Here is a 19,749-nt window from a genome sequence, read left to right as displayed (position 1 = left end):
CAGCAGAGTACCAAAATCCATTTTCATTATACCCTATCCACAACAATAGAATCAATATACTTCCTCATGTCCACCGAAACTCCTTGGAAATCAACAGTTAGGGGCCACTCACAAAAAATGAAAATGAAATATACTAGTAAAAAAACAGCCAAGTTATCCACAGAAAAAAGTGTCAAAATCACCCCTTCATCACCGAAGTTATCCACAGCCCTTATAGACCAATTTTTTGCCGTCTCCCAATCTTCTTCTTGGTAATAAACAGGAATATTCTCCTGCACTTTCTCATAAACATTCTCCATCTTAATTCGATTTATAATACTTTGCTGATAGAAAACATTAGATATCGTCCCCTCAATTTCCACTTTTCCAACTAGAAAAACCAGTATCCCTCGTTTTTGGGTCTCTAAAATAAACTTGGAAAGTTCTACTTCATTCATCCATTTATTAGCGATATCCAACACAAAAATTTGTTTTTTATGAATATCTCCTTGAAGAACAAGCTGTCTTATCATATCAGTCTGTTCATGTTTAAACTGTAAGAAACGCCTCAAATCATTTTTTTCAAAGTTCCTTAAGTCAATAAGCTGTAAGAGTTCCTGATACTTTTCCTTCCCTAAAAAAGAAACTTCTTCTTGCAACATTTCCCAGCTTTCCACAAAATCTCGATAAATGGGAGAAAGCATCAATTCATCTAAAAAGCGCTCTTCTCTTCCTTTTAACAACTTCTTTAAATCAAAATTCCTGTCAATATAATAAAACTCATAATCTTGCTGAACCATTACTTGATTTCCTTCAAAAATAACAATATCTGGTGATTTTCGACTAAAGAAAGCTTCTAACGCATCGATAATTTCACGCCAATCTTGCAATTCTCCATACAATTGCGTAACCTTATCCACTGCAAGAACAAATTTCCTACTTTTAGTTTGAATCGTCCACTCCCTCATAAAATCACCATTGGGTCATCAGTAATCTTCTCTTCTTGAATTGATTTTCCACCAACTAAAATCATCATATTCCCATACTGTTTTTCCGTCACTGCCATCGCGCGAACAGAACCTTGTTTCGGCATATTCGCCCTCAGTCCAATCAAATAGCTGTCAAGACTAGAACGATTAGGAAAAATCTTACTGTAAACAGAAAATTGAACCATTGTAAAACCATTATTAATCAAATATTTGCGAAATCTCGTATACGTTCGCCGCTCTTGCTTTGTATTCATTGGTAAATCAAAAAATAACATCAATCGCATAAATCTATACGGCGATGACATTGGTCGGACAAACCAACAATTCGGGCTCATTATTATTCATGGCTTTTATAAACGTTTGAACAATAATGTCAATCGCATTTAACACGGTTTGTTTTTGATTTCCAATGACGACCGTTTTAGTCGTGATAAAATGTACGAGATTCTGTTTCTTATCTTTTGTTAAAAATTCATCTGGACTTAAAATCAAGCTTACCCACAAATCAATCATTGGACGAAACGGCTCAATAAGATCGTCCACTAGATTAAATGCGTTATTTTGATTATGATGCCCTACTCCAAATGACGGTTGCAAGCCATGTGCGACAACTGAACGAGCAATACAAGATCTGAGAACAATATAGCCATAATTCAGGCCTGAATTAGTGCCATCATAGCTATCCCGTTCTCGAATAAATTCATCGCCAAAGAGTGCATTAAAATACATTCTGGCTGCATAGCCCTCACGATTTGTTTCATCAGCAAATCTTACGTCTCCTGCAATATTTTTCAACCGCCTTACTTCAAAATCATCCTTATGCATGTATTCCAAAATAGAAGCCTGATTCAGGATTTTAGTCTGAATAATTTTTTGCCACATTCTCCCCTTGATTTCATCATTCCACTTCACTTGTTGTGCAAGAACTCGAAAATTTTGATAATGAGCATGTGGAGCAATCCCATAAACATTCGGTAAATGTTTTTCATCACAAAATACAATTAAAATATGATATTCAGCAAGTTTGTTAATTAGTCGAGCGGTTATAAGTGTTTTAGGATTATCGATCATGATTGTATGAATATCCGAAAGTGGAATAAGAATTTCTTGTTCTTCGCGAATAACTTTTAGATTATCTAAGTAAAGTTTCATTTGGTCTGCGGATTCAATATAAACAATTCGCCAACTCATAGTTGTTTTCCTCCTCTAATACCTATTTGGAAGCATTAAAAAAGCCCCTTAGATAAGGGGCGATTTCGGCATTAAGCCTTATTTTGGTAGGTTCTGCTAACCTATGGTATTAAGGAGAAGTAAGCGTCCTTACTTCTCCTTAATTATATCGCACCTTAATCTTTTTGTAAAGTGTAAGTTGTCACAAATTCTTCTTTTTTGATTGGATATTTATTGCCTAGGATGTCCACATTGTATTTGGTAATGCTTTTCAATGGATTTATTGCTGGCAACTGTCTTTCTGAATTTTTTTTATCAACATCCTCTACTTCCATTTTATTTTGTCGTGGATTATTATCCCCTCTAAAAAGTTTTTCATATCTTATAGATTTCCTATTTTTAGTGTCCCTATCAACTTCTTCCTTGTAATAAGTTATTAGATCATTCTTATATAAACTGAATTGAAAATCATAAGACTTATCAATTTTCTTAAATGCCGCCTTCATCCCATCTACATAAAATTCTTGATTTAGTTCATATTTACTGCCTTGTTGTTCAAACCATACATAAGGGACTCCCAAATATTTATACACCCCTTCCTTATTCATGTAAATATCTACTCGTATACTATTTCTACTTAACAGCACTACATCATTTTTACTCACTTTAAATTTATTTTTTAATGATATGTGGACACCTAATTTCTTATCCAAATACTTCAAAGCTTTCACAGGAACTTTGCCATCTTTTAAAATATAGCCATGCTCCTTCTTATAGTCCTGAAACGGATTATCCGCGTGCTTATGTTCTTCCATTACCTTAAGAATCAGTGCCCAGGTTTTTGGATCGTGCTGCGCCATCAAGAAATTATCTGGATTCTTATCCACTCTTTTCTTAAATGCCTCATAGCCTTTCTTATCAAGTTCATAGATATTTTTCACTTTGCCAACAACATATTTGTCACCATCTTTTTCTCGTGTGGAGTACAATGTTTGATTGCTAAGGGAACGGTTTGGCTTTCGGTCTACTTTGTGAGAGTATTTGATTTTGCTTTCATAGTTCTTCAGATTTTTAAAGAAAAGAATGGATTTTTCATCAAAAGCTTCTTTAACAGACAGCTCATTATTTTCAGCATCTGCTGCTAGTTCTCCGGCCTCATCTATTTTAAAATCTTTCAACTGTCTCAATAATCCTAAACGACTTATACCCGCTACGATCAACGCATCCAGTGCATGATGGCTATGTCCTGCATCCCGGTCTTTATTCAATTTGGCTTTTCTTCTTAGGGCAGAGGTCATTTGCCCATTAATAGACATCACTTTCGTCGGGATTTCATTGACTAAATAGAATGTCCGTAATGTATTGGCAAAACTACGCATGGCATAACGTGTGTCTACCAGATTTCGATTGATAAATCTCTTTCTTAATTCTGGATTATTGGCAATATCTTCCATTTCTAACAAATAGTTTCGTTTTTGCTTTCCTAGTGGAAGATGAATCACATCCTGTTTAAATTCTTCAAAACCACGGCTGGCTTTCCCGCTCATCATATATTGATACGGCGAACGTTGACCTTTTTTCTGATTTTCATCCTTTAAGCAAAGAACTTTATTTTTTTGACTATCGTCATAGGAAATGGAGATCGGAATAATGTGATCAATTTCCAACATGCCCATATTCTGGATGATTTGATTCAGATCAATTCTCTTGCCTGAATAAATACACTTGCCATCCTGCTGCTTCCAGAGTTTTAAGGCTAAATGTTGTTTTCCATTTAAATGCAATTCAGCCAAATTCTTGACACCTAGTAATTTACACATTTCATTTTCAAATTTTCCTTGCGCTTTTTGCATGTTTTGATAGTTTTTCTTGGCTTCGTCACTATTTTTTTCACGTGCCATTTCTACCACAACATAATCAAGCTCGCCATACTTTTCACGAACAGCATTCACAATTTTAATTGTTTCCCGATGTGCCCGCTTAGCTACACTGCTTAAAATGGCTTCATCATCAAATCGAATTTTGGATCCTCGTTCCAGCATCTCTAGCCGAGACTTATCCATGCCATGCTTGATAAAAAGCTGCATTTGGTTATCATTTGTTTCCCATAATTCTGGCAAAATCTCTAAAATGGCTTTTTTAGATAATGAATGATATTCCTTAAAGGTGGTATCTTCTTTTAGCCTTTCGATCACTTCGGTCATATCTTCATTGTCATATTGTTGGAATAGGGTGGCCAGTTGATTTTCCCGGCGCTGATAACTTTTTTCAGAAGATAAAATATCGGCAATTTCATCCAGCAAATCTGCATTTCGATAAAAATCATCCGGTAATTCGACATCTTTTAAAAGTTTTTGTATAGCTTTTAACCCTTTAAATTCTGTAAAAATGGGTTTTCCCGATTTCAAATTGACACGTTGACCTTGAAAAGCGATTTCTTCTGTTACGCCTGTGACTTTCATCAATATTTTCATCGTAATGTTCTTAGAGCCTTTTGGATCATGCACATATTTTTCTACGATTTCACGCTTCTGCTCTTCCGTAAAGCCTACTTTTTCACCCGTTTCAGGATCGGGGAACGACATATTATTTAAATCGTTCAGTAAGCCGAAAAGTTCTGCGGTATAAGCCATTTTGGCAATTCTGAATTGATCTGGATAATATGTACAACGCCCCCGCATCTTATTGATCATTGTGACATATTCGATCTCGCCATTCTTTCCATATGAATACTGACCATAGGGTGTTGGCGATTTTTCTGATCCAGGTCCTTCATAATACATCCGTCGCGTTTCAATCAAGGCTAAATAATCTTCCTTAAATGCCTCCGTGATCATGGGAAAATGCTTTTCTTGTGCTTCTAAAATAGCCTCCGCTTCCTTTAAATAGGATTCTGTCCGGAACCGATTTTCATGATTTCTCACGACTTCTTGCTTCGCTATTCGTTCAAGCTGCAGTTCGCAAATATAACGGTCAGCTAACCTTTTTTCATTCTCTTTTATTTGTTTCTTTGTTGAAAGTTCGCTCGTCGCCTCTTTGGCATCGTCTTCTGGAACATCGAGCGTCGTACCGCGCCGCTTGACTAGATGGAAAAGTGCTGCAGCTAAACGTTCAGCAGTTACTTGACCGTAAATCGCATCATATCTCGCCTGATATGGATCCACTTTGCCGATTTCTTCACAAGGAAAGCCCGCTTTGTCTAGTAATTCTCTAGTACGTGCAAGTCGGTGCTGACGGCGTCGGATTAGTCTCCTCGTCCCCCGATAGCTGCGTCTGTCTTCATTCCCATTTCGCGTCGCCTCTTCAAATAAGCGTACACCTGCGTCTACAATATTTCCCGTCTCATCGTCAATGATGCCCCAGCCAACCGAAGCGATTCCGATGTCTAAGCCAAGCGTTAGTTTGCTCATCATGATGCCTTCTTTCTTTATGGTCTACCTCTCCATTATAGCCATCTTTGAAAAGGCTGTCATTGAATTTATGAGAATTCTAGCCAAAATTCTTTTTTGTATTCTTTTTCTTGCATTTTGATATACAAATCGCATTCATCTTCATAAAAATCTTCCCTTTCTGTGAAAATGAAATGGGCCAAAAATAGTCTTTTCTCCAAAAGCTCCTCTGTGCTGTCAGCTATGATTCGGACTTGGTTGGAAATAATCTCCCCCCGTTTGGTTCTGAAAACCGCCTCGATAAAATTGGCTTTCGTAAATAAATCGACTGGATCATTTTGCAGAAACAGCAAGTCAATTTGCTTGCTTAATATTTTGCAGCTTTCTGTAACAAGGGATACTTCTGTATATTTGATTTCCTGTTTTACGGTTGGGACTGCAATATTAATCAGCGGAATCATGATTTCAGCTAAACTGTTTCCACCATGGACATAGCCAGCACCGGAGCCTTTTCGATAAAAACGGTCCAAGCCTTTTGGAATATAGAGATTCCCCGTCCCAAGCGGGTAAGTCCAAAGCGCATCATGTGAAAATTTTTCCGGATGAATGAAATAACGGCGATTGCCTTGCCCGCTTTCAGGTAGTGCAATCTTATGAACATCTCCAATCGCTTTTCTAGAATATAGAAAGCCATGATCAGCTGTAAGTATAAAATGGCTGGCACTCAGACTGCTCTTTAACTTTTGAAGAAGTTGGATCATTTCTTCCATTGCTTTTTCTACTGCCCAAAATATTTTTTCTTCCGTTATTTGTTTATCTGCAATCGCGTCAATACTATTGTGATAAATGTAAATAATTTTTTGATCGCGCGCCTTTTCACGAAGCTGCTCTCGTTTCATTTGTAGCACCTCTTTGGCTGTCAGCACAATCGATTTTTCTTCATATACCTGCAGTTGCTTTTCACGAGCCGCTCTTCCATTTATCACCTGATCATCTACAAGTACTTTCTTTGTGTGCGCGTCCAATTCAATCGATTGGTGTGGTAAAAGAGCTGCCATTCCGAATTCAGTGACGGAAGGAATCTCGCTTTCAAGTGGTTGAAGGCTAGCTGTAAACTGGCCTGTTTCATGCAGCCGCTGAACAAATTCTTGACCAATTTCATAGCGGAGTCCATCTGAGATCACCACGATGACGCGTTTTCGCTTACGTAAAGTTTTCTTCACATGACTTGCATAAAATTCATGTTGTGGCTCTCCTGCTCCTACTTGCTTTGTTTCTATTGAAGAAAGTGCTTTTTGCCAAGCGATGGTCAATTTTTGCAATAAAACCGTTTGATAAGAATTTTCAAGGGTTTCCTGTAATTTTTCAAATTCAGGATAAGGGCTGCCCAGCCGTTCATAATGCGTGTAAAAGAGGCGATAGGCTTGATCAATCTGATAGTAGTCCTCAGCATAAAATTTCCATAATGCCTTCTTTTCTACTGGCAAAAGAATGCTGCGATAACGAGCCGCCAATTGAAAAAAATGAATAGCTGCCTGCAAAGTCTGATATTCCGTCTTAAACTTTCCATACCAGCAAGAAAGCCGCCTTGCTTTAATAAGATATGTATAGTTTTGAAAGTCTTGGCCACCTTTTGCAAGCTGTTTCGCCGTTTTCTCTAAAAATAATTGGTCAAAAAGTGGAAATGTATCTGCTTTTGACCAATCGATCGCTGCTTGTTGATTCCGTGCTTCTTGACTTAGCCACTCTTCCTGCTCAATAAAAGTGATATAGGCGGGAAGTTTCTGCCACTGTTCAACAAGAATTTGCGCATTGTGGCTGTTGGGTAAGCTCTCAAAAACTTCTGTTAGTGCAGGGATTTCGCTTATCAAATTAGTCGTTAATAGCGTCGTCATAAAATCGCGCAAACTCGGCGTCCCGCTCACATATCCAAAATACTGTTCGGCATAGTGGAAAAAACGCCGCGTATTCCCAAATCGTTCAACATCTATCCAGCGCGATTCTTTTTCAAAAAGTGCCAATAAAATAGAGAAAAAATGCGGCCATTTTGAATGAGCAAGTACCGCTAGAATCGCCATTTCAATGTCTTCAGGGCGATGATGCGGCAATAATTTCAGCATCTGCAAAAATTTCTGCTGCCGATTTGTACTGTTCAAAAAAAGTGGATAATTTTTTTCAAACCAAACTTTGTCCAGTTGATGCTCAGAATAAAAATCTTGTAGCGGTTCTGTTTTAAAACGCAGGCTATAAAGCTCCAAATCAAGCAGCATATTTTGTTCAGGTTCTGGTTGCGCATACGGAAAATAAAGAAGAATATGCTGATTTAAAAATTGTTTCTCAATAAGGTAGCGCGTTTGAAAGTAATTATGATCATTGACTTGCAAAACTTTGATATTGGGTAAAAGAAGCTGAGCCGCTTGTTCCTGATACTCTCCATCCTGATCGTACCAAAAGGCAATATGACGGTTCATTCCTTTTTTACATGGTTGTTGAAAAAGTTCATTGATTTTTTGTTGAAGCATGCGATCCCACCTTTCTAGATTTTTTCTAGTAAATTCATGCGTAATTTTTTAGTTCCAGGAAGCTCGATTTGCTGAAACTTTGCATAATTCACTAGAACACCATCATCTAAATAGATGGAGATGTGCTGGTTTGCCATATAATCCAGCAGCTGCGCATACAGCATGATTTCGTCCATTTGTTTAAGATAGCCCGCACTCTTTTGCTTAGCAGCCACTTTTACATGCCCGCTTGTATGCTCATCAGTCAAAATTTGTTCTTCTAGATCCCGTAATTTCTCAAGTGTATTTAAAAGTGGCAGGGCATAATCTGTTCTAATTCGGGCAAGTAGGGCTGGTTCATAGCGATGCAAATAACAGAGACATTGGAAAGCGTTATTTTTCCCACTAGTGAATTGCCAATAAATGGGGCGATTTTGATAAGTTTTCAGATGATCCTTGTAGAATTCTTTTTGAAAATAACGCCGCACTCTTTCACGTGAAGTTTCGCCCTTTTTACATTCCAGCACGTCCGCTATAAACCTTAGATTCTGCTCAAGCTGCTCTTCCCCAAATATATGAACGAGTAAATATTCTATCCGCGTGATGATATCATCTTCAAAATAATGTTCACTGGTTATGGGAATAATATTATCTTCATCTGGTTGAAAATCTGGATAAGCCTCTTTTTCAAATGAACCGCCTCCATAATAAACGCCGGAATCATGTAAAGCATATCTCCCCAATAATATCCCTATCAGATAAGAAAGAAAGCTGCGAACTTCTCTACTCTCATCTGCTTTTCTGATGGTTATTTCTTTTTCTGGAACTTCGGGTGTTAGTTCATCTTGCAAGTCATAAATTTGGATGCAGAGCCGATTTAGCTCTTCTTCGTACTGTTTGACTTTCCTATATCTTTCATCAGTGACTTGCTGCCAATTTTGAAAAATAGCGGCTAAATCATTTTCACCCCGTCGATATTGCAGAAATGGATGGGTCTGAAAATCCCACGAAATTTCAAATGAATCCCAGTCTTGCTTGGCAATTTCGAAGCAAGCCCGAGCTAATTCAGGGATGCGCGGATGATTGCATAGAGATGGTTTAATTGGCAAAGAGGCAATGTGTCCAACCTCATAGTTCAAAGTGGGCGAGATGATGGACACTAGTTTTTGCGCTACTTTTGTATTTAAAAACCCTAATAGTGAAAAAAGAGTCTGCTCATCGCCAAAAATACTGGTTCCTGCTACATCAAAGATATGACCGGCTTCTTTGTAACGAAATGAAATGGTGCCGCTGGAAATTTTTGACCACGATATCGATTGTGAAAAATAGTATTGTGCATTCCTAACGACTGAACGAGCCTTCCCTTTCGCATCTACAAAACCTCGAATTTCTTTCCCATTCGCCTCCCAGTTCACGACAAAATCATTATTTCCATACCACTTGGCAAATTTCCCCCCCTTATTGTAAGGAAACCATCTTTTTCCAGATTTTTCTGCAGTTGCAAGGGAGTTCTCTTGAAAAGAAATGTTCTCTAAACTTACTTCAAACCATTGACGTAAAAAGCGATTGTTATCTGCAGTTGCTAATCCTTGTTTCGGATCTGCTAGTTCATTCAGTTTTGTTCCTGATGCAAAAATTTCTTGTATTTTATCACTTACCCAATAGACAATGGTTCGGTTAGGGAAGCTATTAAAAATTGATGCATCCACTTCAAATGAATAATAAACTTGTGGACGAGCAATTGCTTCAATCAGTTTTTGCGGCTGAGAGTCAGCGCCTTTAAAATCTTCTAATCGAATATACGTCCCTTTTATTGAAACGTTACTTTTATTTAAAATAAACGCACATATAGAAACTGTGGCATCTTCAAAAAAAGCATATTGGTTTAGCTGAACTAGTCCGCTAATCTTCATTTTATTTAATATAAGATTTCTTAATTTTTCATGTGTTGAAATAAACATCCATGTATTTGGGGTCATCATTGCTACATAGCCCGCATCATTTAAAAGGAGCATTCCTTTTTCGATAAATGCCGCAAACAGGTCCGTTTTAGTCTCCGCATAATAATGATTCATAAATTTTTTCAACGTTGGATCATATTTTGTTTGCCTTAAATACGGTGGATTGGTAATGACTAAATCATATTTTTCTCCAAGCGCTATAGCTGGTTCTAGGATCGGCAAAAGCTCAGCAGAAAGCTCCGTTTGTAAAGCTGCGTTATAAATATCCAGTTCTAGTTCCTGCGTTTTTTCTAAACAGAGTCGATACGCTTTTTGAAGAAGTTCACTTTCATCAAAACACATCAATGAACCAAATTGTTTCGCATTTTCAGCCATTTCTTCCAGCTGGCGGATAGCTGTATGGATTGTCTCATCTGTTGTTAAGTAATGTAATGCTTCACTAGACAGTTTAAATTTAGGCTCCTGCCATTCGTATACTTGGATACTGATATTTCTCTCTTTTTTTAAGAAATGGCGATCGTTTTCTAGTACTTTAAGGAATAAAACCAATTGTGAAATTTGCATCGCCCGCTGATCAATTTCAAGGCCAAATAGATTATGGCTTAAAATCTCTTTTGGAATGCTGTCTGCTGGATAGCCCATTTCCTCATACATATCAAATAGCATATCGAATGCTTGCACGAGAATATGACCTGAACCGCATGCCGGATCAATCAGTTTAATATCTTCCAATGTTTTGATTCTCTCTGGAATTTGAATATTTTCCAGTGGCACCTTCATAAAATAAGACCAATTTTCTAACAGCTTTGTTTTAGGATTTAATTTATAGTAGATGCGACCTAATGAGTTTTCCAACAGATAACGTACAATCCATTTAGGTGTGAAAAGTTGGGTAACGACTGGAAGATTTTTCTTTTCAACAGAACGGTTTTTCATGCCGCCAACTTCCTCTTTTCGACCTGCATTATAATATTGAAAAAGCCAGCCCAGTAATTCAACTTCTTGGAAATCGGCCACTGGAATTTCTGCTTGTAGCAAATGCTGGACCATTTCTTGCAGCAGATTCTCCGAAAATAGCAATTCATGAATGTCCTCAATATTTGGAAAAACATTTGGTAATTTTTCCCCTAGCTGTTCACATTGTTTAAAAAACAAATAGCGAAAAAGCAATGCATCCTGATTATTATCTTTCAAATCCCAGACTTTTTCTGGATTGAGCGCGAGTACTTCCATCAATTCATCAATTTCAACTAGGGCATCCGGCAACATCTGTTTGGGATTCACGGAAGATAGCAGCCTCTTTTTAATGGGTAATAAGTTCTGAAGTTCCATATATCGAATGGCTATCAATCGATTGAACCATGTATAGGCCGTTTCTTCTGCCAATTGCTCGAAAACTTCTTCTGCTGAATATTGCTTTTTTAAATAACTGTACTTATTTTTTAAGAGTTGATATTGTTTTTGCTCTTCTTCACTTAAAATTCCTTTCTTACTGGTATAATAACCTCCCGTTTTGGGTAATTCTGTCAGACCGTTTTCCGTAATTTGCAGACTTTTTAATTCCAATTTCACTCCCATTAAAAGCTTTTCCCGCGCACTAACCGCAAATTTACGGATTGCTTGTTTATCCATAGTTGATAAAACCTCCTAAATCAATTTTAAAATGTCTACTTTCTCCAGTTCGTTTAGCAGGTAGGTTTTGATTCGACTTACATAAAGATCAATATCTTCTTCTGTCTCAATCGTGCTGCTTTCACGCGGAATCAACTTGCGCTGCGGTAAAATACTTTCCCGTTTATGAATTCTTTTAGGGGGTTCGGCAACCGTTACTTTTCCAGTTGTCTGTTGCTTTTGTCGCACTGCCGAAATATTTGCCTGTTTTTCTTGTGCAGCTGCTTGTTTTTCTCGCAATTGATGGATTTTTTCCATATGATTCAGCTTGATTTGTTCACTTTCGCCATCACATGCTTTTAAAATGCTCACTCGACTGGCGCGTTCCACTTTTGTTTTCAAGTCATCCATCATAAATGTAAAACCATTTTTAATGCTCGTAGATTCCGGCAAGTCGGCAAGCTCCGCGTAGATCACTTGTGAGTCTGCTTCAATATTCGCTAAAATTGGTCGTGCCACCGCTTCAAGTATCTCGATCAATTTTTCCTTATACGTCTCAATTAAAACAGGTAATTCCTTGATTTCACTATAGGGCTGAGGCTTTTGCAAAATTTGACGGACGGTTTGCATCATTTGCTCCAGCTCGGCATCATTCAAATAATTTTTATCCGCTTCATACGCCTGCCACTGCTTGTACGCCTCATCAAAAATCTCTTTCTGCGGACTCTCAAAAAAGTGTCGTACTGCACTGATTGTTTCACTATATGTGAGCAGGCTTTCTTTTTTATCAAATACTTGCTTGAAGAAATGATGCGTATCTGCTTCGTTTGCCAATTGATGGAAAAGCTCGCATCCATTTTGAACCGTTTCTTCATCTGGATAAAGGCTTCCCTGATACAATTGTAAAAGTTCCTGCAATGCTTGTTCTTCACGCCAAAAACGCTCGTGCACATGATATTTGATTTCATCCTCCCGGTCACCGATAGAAGAAATATTAAATACTTCCTGCATCACTTCTCTCGTTGCTTGCATATAGGCAGCCGGAATCACTTCCCTTATTTGGACCATCATTCTGTCTTGCTGACTGCGATGATTGATTTTCTTCAAAAAGGTGTCATCTCGGTAATTCAGCGGGACACTATTCATAGAAAAAATTATTTTTTCATTTTTGAGAAGTCGAATCAGGCTGGCTAGAATGTCATTTTCCTGCCAACCAAATGGCGCCTCGCAAAACTTCCGTAGCAGTTCTGCCAGCGTTAATTGAAGATGGCGGTTAAAATGATTTTCTAACAGTTGAAAAATCTCTTTTGTCGCAAAATGATTGGGGTCATTCTCATCATCCAGCAGGGCCATTTGATTGTCAGCCACTAATTGTGCAAGTTCTTCTTGGCGAAAATGCTTCTGAATAAAGGCTAATTTGGTATACTTGCTGGCCATTAATTTATTTAAACCGTATAACGCTCGTTTCTGCGCAGAACCAGCAATATCAATTTGTCTTCCGTTGATATAAATTGCTGCTTCTGCCAAAGCTTCCTCTAAATGTTGAATGACTTTCTGGGCTAGAATACTTTGTTCACTTGCTTTCCGGCGTAAAATATCCTCTACAATATCGGTGGTTCGTTTGGATGCTTTGGATTTAATGAATGCATTAATTTTTAGCATTTCACGTTGCGGCTCATCATCAAAATCGTCTGGCAATACCATGATCATCTGGTCCTGTTTGATCGATTCAGCAATTATTTCTTCCGGTTCCTGATATTCGGAATAGGCTGTCAGAATTTTAATGCCAATTTCTGCATCAGCTCTTGCTATATTGCGCCCATCAATCCATGCGGAAATCTCTTGCTCATATTGCAGCTTGTTATTTTCAAAAGGCGTATAGACAAATTTCGCCACATCAAGAATTTCATCAAAAATAACTTTGCCCAGCTCATGAATAACGGCACTGCTTGAAATTTCCATTCGATTAATTTCACGGCTGATGTCTTGCTCCTCATTTGTTAAAAACAGGTATGTATCATTTTGGCGTTGGATCAAAAATTCTCGTTGTAGTTTGTCTAGTGCTAGATTGATTTTTTTGCTGAGTCTGAGAACATCTTCCTCAAGGTTGCTAATAAAGAGAGTGGTGATATTTTTTAATGTTGCGGGCATTTCTTTGACATAGCGAATTAGAAAAAGAACTTTGAGCACTTCCACATCAAATGGCTCTAACCGGTCGTTGGTTCGCGCTCGACTCACGGCTCCCCTGACAGAGTGATCCAGCACCTGTTCGATACTATTGTAAAATGCAGCAAATGGGACCAAACGGCCAACCTGATTTTCTTTAATTTCAACGGTTGCTTTTTGCACACACTCAAGTAGGCTTCGTTCTCCGTCTGCTAAATGTTTGCCTGCGGAGCTATGATCGCGAATGGCTGTAAATACTTTTTGAAGCAATGGGAATTGATAGGGAATGAAGGGATAGAACGCGGCAAACTCATGGGCATTTTTATAAGTAGGCATTTCTGCGGCATTCTCAAAATCAATTTTATTTTTTAATACGGCGGCATTTTCATCATATGTTAGTAGCAGTGTCTGCTCTGCTGCCTGCGTTTTTTCCAGCAAACGTTTTTTAATGACTTCATCTGCATTCGCACTGCTCAAGCTTAAAATCGTATTGAAACGTCCTTGGATTTTTGAAAAATCAGTGGCTGCAATATTGGCTTTCATTGCATCAATATCCTGCTGACTTGTCACAAGAATCCAAACTTGCCCATTTGTCAATTTGCCCAGATCTTCAACAAGCGTTTGTAAATTCAGCATTAATTGGACGTTATCTGCGATGAATTGACCAATCTCATCTACAGCAAATACCAGCTTATAAGCAGGATCTTCTTGCGCTTTGACAAATTGTCGTACTTTTTCCGCAAAGCTTTCAACGGACAATGTATAATTTTTCTCACCGTTTTCAATCCAGTTCCGCGCGCTTGCTTCGCTCATATTTGTAACAGATACAAGGGCGGCGATGACCTCATCCATATTGTAATAAAGCTCATCGCGGCCCTCTTCCCATTTTAATTCGGTCATTTCCTCAAATGCTTGCTTGAAAGGAAGGTATTCCCCGTTTTTCACTAGGATTTCTTCCAGTTCTGCTAACCAAGGGATACTGCCTGAAAAGCCGCGCATCTCATTAAAAACTTTATTGAAAACTTTGATCAATTTATCCTGTTTAAAACCTGCTTCTGCCTTTGAATCAATATTGAACAACACGACATCAGTGGAGATTTCACTCGCACGCTGCATTTTTTCCATCAATTTAGGATGGGTAATTTTTTCCTTAAAAAATTCTACTGGTCGTTTATTTTCCACTAAACAATGACTGTCCAATAAATAGGCGAGTATTTTAAGAAAGTGAGATTTACCGGAACCAAAAAATCCAGAAATCCATACGCCCATTTTATCCGTAGACGTAGATATGGACTTTTCATAAGCGGTAAAAAATCGTTCTAAATGTGCTTCTAATTCTTGTGTGACCACATACTCTTCCAATTCCTGTCGAATCGTTTCTGTTTGTGTTTGGCCAACTTTGATCACGCCTTGAATATCACGGGTTATTTGCTTTTGAAACATCTCTTCAATTTTCATGCTGTCTCTGGCTCCTTTAGCGTTCGACTAACTGGAACGCTCTGTAGTAGTGATTATCCTCAAAACAATCAAATAGTTTTAGTGTGTTGTTTTCATATAGACCTGGGTATACCAGCACGAGCGGCTCATCATGGAGATATGGCTGCAAGCTGCTTAAAAGTGTATGTGAACGGAGTAGCGGTGCCATTTTCCCCACACCGGTAATGACGATTACACTGTTTGGCTCAAGTGTTTGAATGATCTGCTGAACAAGCTGATCGTTTTCCGTCGCGATTCGCAATACTTGTTGTATTTTTTCGTATAAGTTGGCACTGCCATATTTTTTCTCTAGTTCAAAGTTTTTTTCCATGTAATTTTTTTGTTCAAAAAATTGAATCATCATCTCATAGAGGTCAAACAGTTGTATCTGAACGCTTGGATCCTTTTTTTGGACGCGTTTGGGAAGTTTGAACATAAAATCAGCTACTTCAGGTTCATCTGCTGCGGGATAATCAAACACATGAAAATTAAGCTCATTTCCTAATCCTGAAGCATCCTGAAATTCTGCGGAGGTAATGATGTCAAAAAATTTATCTAGCCGTTTGCTTATTGTGCTCATAATGCCTCCCTTCAACCTGTTTCTACTAAACTGCATAATAAATGAATATGATTGCCTGACAGAAATTTATTTAAAAGTCTAAGATTCCTTACACTTTTACTACCTGCTACTTTATTCGCTTGAATGATTAGCCCCCTTTCTGTCATTTATCCGTCTATTTAACCTTGGTTTTAGAGAACAAACATTTAATGGGAGAAAGTGAATAATAGACAAAATAAAAAAAGCCCTCTCCATCATTAAAAAATGACAGAAAAGACTTTTTTGATTTTGTATTCAAATAGAATATTTATGCATATTTACGTGTATCAATTATTTTCTCTAAAACCAAGATTTTTGATAAAACGCAACCACCTAGAGTTTATCACAATTTCTCTGCAAGGTAAATTGCTTCATAAAAAAATTTGTTAAATTTTATTCTTCTTAATGTATCTATATAATGTGCTTGGAGCAATCTCACATTGAGCAGCTATTTCTCTTATCGGCAGATCATATCGTTCATAAAGGTTTAGCGCAGCTGTAATTTTTTCTGCTGGTACAGGCGGGCGACCACCAATATGTCCTTTTTTTCGCGCACTTTCTAATCCAGCAAGCGTCCGCTCTCGTATAAGTTCCGCTTCCATCTCCGCAAATGCACTCATTACCGTAAAAATAAAGCGGCCTATACTTGTCGAGGTATCCAGATGATCTTGCAGGGAAACAAAGTGAACGCCCTGACTTCTCAGAAACTCAATCAGTTCCAATAGTTGCCTGGTTGTTCGTCCCAATCGGTCAAGTTTATACACGACCAATGTATCGCCATGCTTTAAATCTTTTAGCAAGAGCCCCAGTTGTTCACGTTTAATCAGCCGTCCCGACTGCTTCTCCTGATAGATTTTTTGACATCCTGCCTGTTTTAATGCTTCAATTTGCAAATCTAACTTTTGGTCACGCGTACTAACTCGCGCATAGCCAATTTTTTCAGCCATTTTCATTCCTCCCTGATCGCAAAAACCTTGCTGTACCCTTTCTATTATAAAAAAGGGGCGATAATGGCAGAAACGTTTTTCTAAAAATAGACGGAACCCACCTGCTTATGAAGAATTTTTTCTGGCTGAAGAAGCAGATAAGCACTTGTAATTTAACAGGTTAGTTGTAGGAAGTCAAATAACCTTGCTCTTATTCTGTTTATTCATTTTGTTTTTATAAAAAATCATCACTCAAAATTTTTAAATGGGTTATCTATTTTTTAAACTGAACAAGCTATCAGTCATCTATCAAATACTTTTTCAGCAAATATTTGCATTTTCTCAATGGTAGCAGAGTCAGAACACATTAATTCAATTTGTAAAGTATCTGCTGATTTAATTTGTACCTTACCATACTCACATACAGGCACTTGACGATTTTCCTTAAATCGTTTATCCGGTGTCCCGTTTTTATTAACTTTCAACCATGTTGTTTGGATTACTTTCGCGTCTTTTGGTACTTTATCTGTTTCAATAAAATTACTTGTTCCGAGTTGCATCGTTATATCTGAATAACTAATTGCACCTACATTTAATCCACACACAACTAATAACTTATCTGGCATAAAAAATAATTTTTGTTTTCGTAATTGCAAGCCGAATGGTTTGATATTTGCTTTAATAAAATAAGGTAACTTTGTTACTACTTTCGCTGGAATACGATTTACTCCACGAGAGGCTCCACCACTGGTTTTTTTATTAATTTCTCCCTCTGAAATAATTTGCCAAAATTTTTCGTTTTCATTCATGTTTAACCATATTTGGCGCAAATTCTCATAGGATTGATTGGCCTCTTCATCAAATTTATATTCCATCGCCACAGCTAATTTTATATGCACAAAAATCTTTAGAATAACTCCTAATATACTAGTTAGAATAAATATAGGGGTCATAGCAAATATAAATGTAAAAATCAACACTGTACTGAGTAGATTAATAAATCGAACTTTCTTAATTTGCTCAAGTAATTCTTTATATTCTACTGATTGATAGTCTTCTATATTTACAATTTCAGTACTTTGCATAGATTGATACTCATGTTGACCATTGTGAAATTGTTCTTTTCCCTGTTTTCTTCTAGTTTCTTCCACATGTGAAATTCCCGTTCCAGGAATCGTAAATGTTTTTCGCGTTGTTCCACGAGCAGTTTTTGTTATTCTGACTCCTTTAACACCCCAACTATAACCTACCCCACTGTTGCTTATATTAACTCTGAATCCACCACCCAGATTTATGCTTTTTCTAAATCTCATCGTTGTCCTCCTTTATATTTGTAGTTTTCTTATAAAAATGCAATCTCCTATAATTAGAAAACAGATAGACGATCAAAACTTACTTCTAAAATTAGTTACTTTTCTTTTCTAGAATATATGATTTTAAATAAACTATCAATTTTTGATTGAAGGATGTAAAAGAATCTAAAAACAAGCAATAGAAACATTTCCAAGCATGAATCTCCCATGATTTCAGATTCTTTTTTAATTACACTCCTATCAATATATCAAGCTCATTCACCTAAATACCTGATACACCGTTTCAGAAGTATAGGTCTCGCCATTTCGGTACACGTGCCAATCGGTAATGGCATCTAGTGGAATCTCGTAAACGCCGTTCGCTTGCATCTCTTTTACATAGAACGGATCGTTGATGAGTTTGGCTTTGGCGTGTGTTTCTGTGAGTTCGATCGGATCAAACCACATATGTTCAAGTTCGCCTTCTTCTTCACCAAAACGAATGCCAAATTTTATCAAAAAGCCCCATTCAGCCGGCGACTTTTTCGTCAGTTTTTTGAAAAATCCTTTGGGTTCAGAAGATGGGCCGAATTTTTCAAAGGCTGAACGGAAATAAGGGAATCGCTTTTGCGCTCGTTCTGACATTTCAGCGGTTTCTTTATTGGTTTTCATGACCATAAAATCGGTTTCTTCTTGATAGCTCAATACTTTTTGTAATCTGTCACCGCCTTCTTGGGCTTTGAAAAGAATGACTGATGGCAAATTGTGATATTCGTCACGATCAGGATAGTCGCCAAGGAAGCGGGCATCACCATGGAAATCTTCTACTTCTTCCGGCAAATCCTCCAAGCTATTCAGTTCTCTTAATAGTGGCAAATCTTCCACATAGGTTAAGCCTTCCTCCCACGGAATGGCGACTAAATAATCATAATGCGTGGGTGTCTGGATCGCCAAAATGGGTTCATAAAATGGTGTTCGCTTATTTTCTATGCAGTTATTCACATACGTCGCAATCAGCTCGGTTACCCCGTAATAGGATGGCAGTGCATTCGGAATGACCAGTTCTGCTTCTGGCAGTCCGATACGATTTAAGCCATGCGTGTGAAACCAGTAGCCTGTTGGTGGATTGCTTTTTTCATCATAGACGGTATGAATCACATAGAGATTTTCAACATTGGGTAGCACATTTGTTTCCGTTTGAAAGCTTAGCCATTCTCTTGAAAATACTTTATTCCCGGCTGACAAATCCTGCCCGATCAGTAAATCAGGGGCAAGTAGATACAGTACTTTTAATTGCAATTGATAACTTAGTAGCGGATCATCACCAAAAATCGTCTCAACAAAGATTTGCTGCTTTGCCTGCTGAGCCTTGTCTAAAATTTTAGGCGCTACTTGGTCGATAAAGAAAAGATACCGAAAATCGAGCGGTTCCTGAATGGCTACATTTTCAATATAATAGCGATATTCCTCACCTGCATAGTTGAAGCGAAAATAAAGGCCGCTTTCAGTCTCTGATTGCATGAATTCCGGTTGTTCAAACTCTGCTAATTTGGTAAGCCGCTGCTCCATTTCTTGATAGGTAACAGGTTGTTCGAGGGTTAAAGCGAAGGTGGAAGGATATTTTTCCCCCGTGCCATTTTGAATAGCTAAATAAGCTTGTTTATTTGTTTGCATATTGATTGTCCTTTCTT

11 protein-coding genes are annotated in these 19,749 nt (G+C 37.8%); all 11 read right to left on the bottom strand.

The window, feature by feature from the left end:
- Positions 1–26: 26 nt before the first annotated feature.
- The gene (locus CS921_RS06095; RefSeq protein ID WP_099222173.1) at positions 27–947 is read right to left on the bottom strand and encodes a hypothetical protein; all 921 of its coding nucleotides are present in this window, start codon (positions 945–947) and stop codon (positions 27–29) included.
- On the bottom strand, positions 944–1,243 hold the full coding sequence (cas2, locus tag CS921_RS06090; protein ID WP_276106971.1) for a CRISPR-associated endonuclease Cas2: 300 nt from the start codon (positions 1,241–1,243) through the stop codon (positions 944–946). The genes CS921_RS06095 and cas2 overlap by 4 nt, the downstream gene beginning before the upstream one ends.
- Before the next feature lie 13 nt (positions 1,244–1,256).
- Complete coding sequence (gene cas1 / locus CS921_RS06085) at positions 1,257–2,159, bottom strand: type II CRISPR-associated endonuclease Cas1 (RefSeq protein WP_099222171.1); 903 nt, start codon at positions 2,157–2,159, stop codon at positions 1,257–1,259.
- Positions 2,160–2,314: 155 nt separating this feature from the next.
- Positions 2,315–5,548, bottom strand: a complete 3,234-nt coding sequence (gene cas9 / locus CS921_RS06080; protein ID WP_162921704.1) for a type II CRISPR RNA-guided endonuclease Cas9 — start codon at positions 5,546–5,548, stop codon at positions 2,315–2,317.
- A 68-nt stretch (positions 5,549–5,616) separates the two neighbouring features.
- Positions 5,617–8,049: a BREX-1 system phosphatase PglZ type A gene (gene pglZ / locus CS921_RS06075; RefSeq protein WP_099222169.1), complete on the bottom strand. Its 2,433-nt coding sequence runs from the start codon at positions 8,047–8,049 to the stop codon at positions 5,617–5,619.
- 14 nt (positions 8,050–8,063) lie between these two features.
- Positions 8,064–11,621, bottom strand: a complete 3,558-nt coding sequence (pglX, locus tag CS921_RS06070) for a BREX-1 system adenine-specific DNA-methyltransferase PglX (protein WP_099222168.1) — start codon at positions 11,619–11,621, stop codon at positions 8,064–8,066.
- A gap of 15 nt (positions 11,622–11,636) precedes the next feature.
- Entirely contained in the window at positions 11,637–15,224 is a 3,588-nt protein-coding gene (gene brxC / locus CS921_RS06065; protein ID WP_099222167.1) for a BREX system P-loop protein BrxC, read from the bottom strand.
- A gap of 16 nt (positions 15,225–15,240) precedes the next feature.
- Positions 15,241–15,822: a DUF1788 domain-containing protein gene (locus CS921_RS06060; protein WP_162921703.1), complete on the bottom strand. Its 582-nt coding sequence runs from the start codon at positions 15,820–15,822 to the stop codon at positions 15,241–15,243.
- Positions 15,823–16,226: 404 nt separating this feature from the next.
- Positions 16,227–16,793, bottom strand: a complete 567-nt coding sequence (locus tag CS921_RS06055; RefSeq protein WP_420843740.1) for a recombinase family protein — start codon at positions 16,791–16,793, stop codon at positions 16,227–16,229.
- A 275-nt stretch (positions 16,794–17,068) separates the two neighbouring features.
- On the bottom strand, positions 17,069–18,079 hold the full coding sequence (locus CS921_RS06050) for a DUF4236 domain-containing protein (protein WP_099222164.1): 1,011 nt from the start codon (positions 18,077–18,079) through the stop codon (positions 17,069–17,071).
- 258 nt (positions 18,080–18,337) lie between these two features.
- Positions 18,338–19,732 carry a DUF4026 domain-containing protein gene (locus CS921_RS06045; RefSeq protein WP_099222163.1) on the bottom strand — a complete coding sequence of 465 codons (1,395 nt, stop codon included), beginning with the start codon at positions 19,730–19,732 and terminating at the stop codon, positions 18,338–18,340.
- Between the last annotated feature and the right edge of the window lie 17 nt (positions 19,733–19,749).

The sequence above is a fragment of the Listeria costaricensis genome, assembly GCF_900183385.1.
Lineage (GTDB): Bacteria > Bacillota > Bacilli > Lactobacillales > Listeriaceae > Listeria > Listeria costaricensis.
This window is presented reverse-complemented; position numbering and strand designations above follow the sequence as displayed.

What these genes read in the sequence shown, in the direction of transcription:
- CS921_RS06045 (WP_099222163.1), bottom strand. Translation starts at nt 19,732, where the DNA reads ATGCAAACAAATAAACAAGCTTATTTAGCTATTCAAAATGGCACGGGG.
- pglX (WP_099222168.1), bottom strand. Translation starts at nt 11,621, where the DNA reads ATGGATAAACAAGCAATCCGTAAATTTGCGGTTAGTGCGCGGGAAAAG.
- cas2 (WP_276106971.1), bottom strand. Translation starts at nt 1,243, where the DNA reads ATGTTATTTTTTGATTTACCAATGAATACAAAGCAAGAGCGGCGAACG.
- CS921_RS06055 (WP_420843740.1), bottom strand. Translation starts at nt 16,793, where the DNA reads ATGAAAATGGCTGAAAAAATTGGCTATGCGCGAGTTAGTACGCGTGAC.
- pglZ (WP_099222169.1), bottom strand. Translation starts at nt 8,049, where the DNA reads ATGCTTCAACAAAAAATCAATGAACTTTTTCAACAACCATGTAAAAAA.
- CS921_RS06050 (WP_099222164.1), bottom strand. Translation starts at nt 18,079, where the DNA reads ATGAGATTTAGAAAAAGCATAAATCTGGGTGGTGGATTCAGAGTTAAT.
- brxC (WP_099222167.1), bottom strand. Translation starts at nt 15,224, where the DNA reads ATGAAAATTGAAGAGATGTTTCAAAAGCAAATAACCCGTGATATTCAA.
- CS921_RS06060 (WP_162921703.1), bottom strand. Translation starts at nt 15,822, where the DNA reads ATGAGCACAATAAGCAAACGGCTAGATAAATTTTTTGACATCATTACC.
- cas1 (WP_099222171.1), bottom strand. Translation starts at nt 2,159, where the DNA reads ATGAGTTGGCGAATTGTTTATATTGAATCCGCAGACCAAATGAAACTT.
- CS921_RS06095 (WP_099222173.1), bottom strand. Translation starts at nt 947, where the DNA reads ATGAGGGAGTGGACGATTCAAACTAAAAGTAGGAAATTTGTTCTTGCA.
- cas9 (WP_162921704.1), bottom strand. Translation starts at nt 5,548, where the DNA reads ATGAGCAAACTAACGCTTGGCTTAGACATCGGAATCGCTTCGGTTGGC.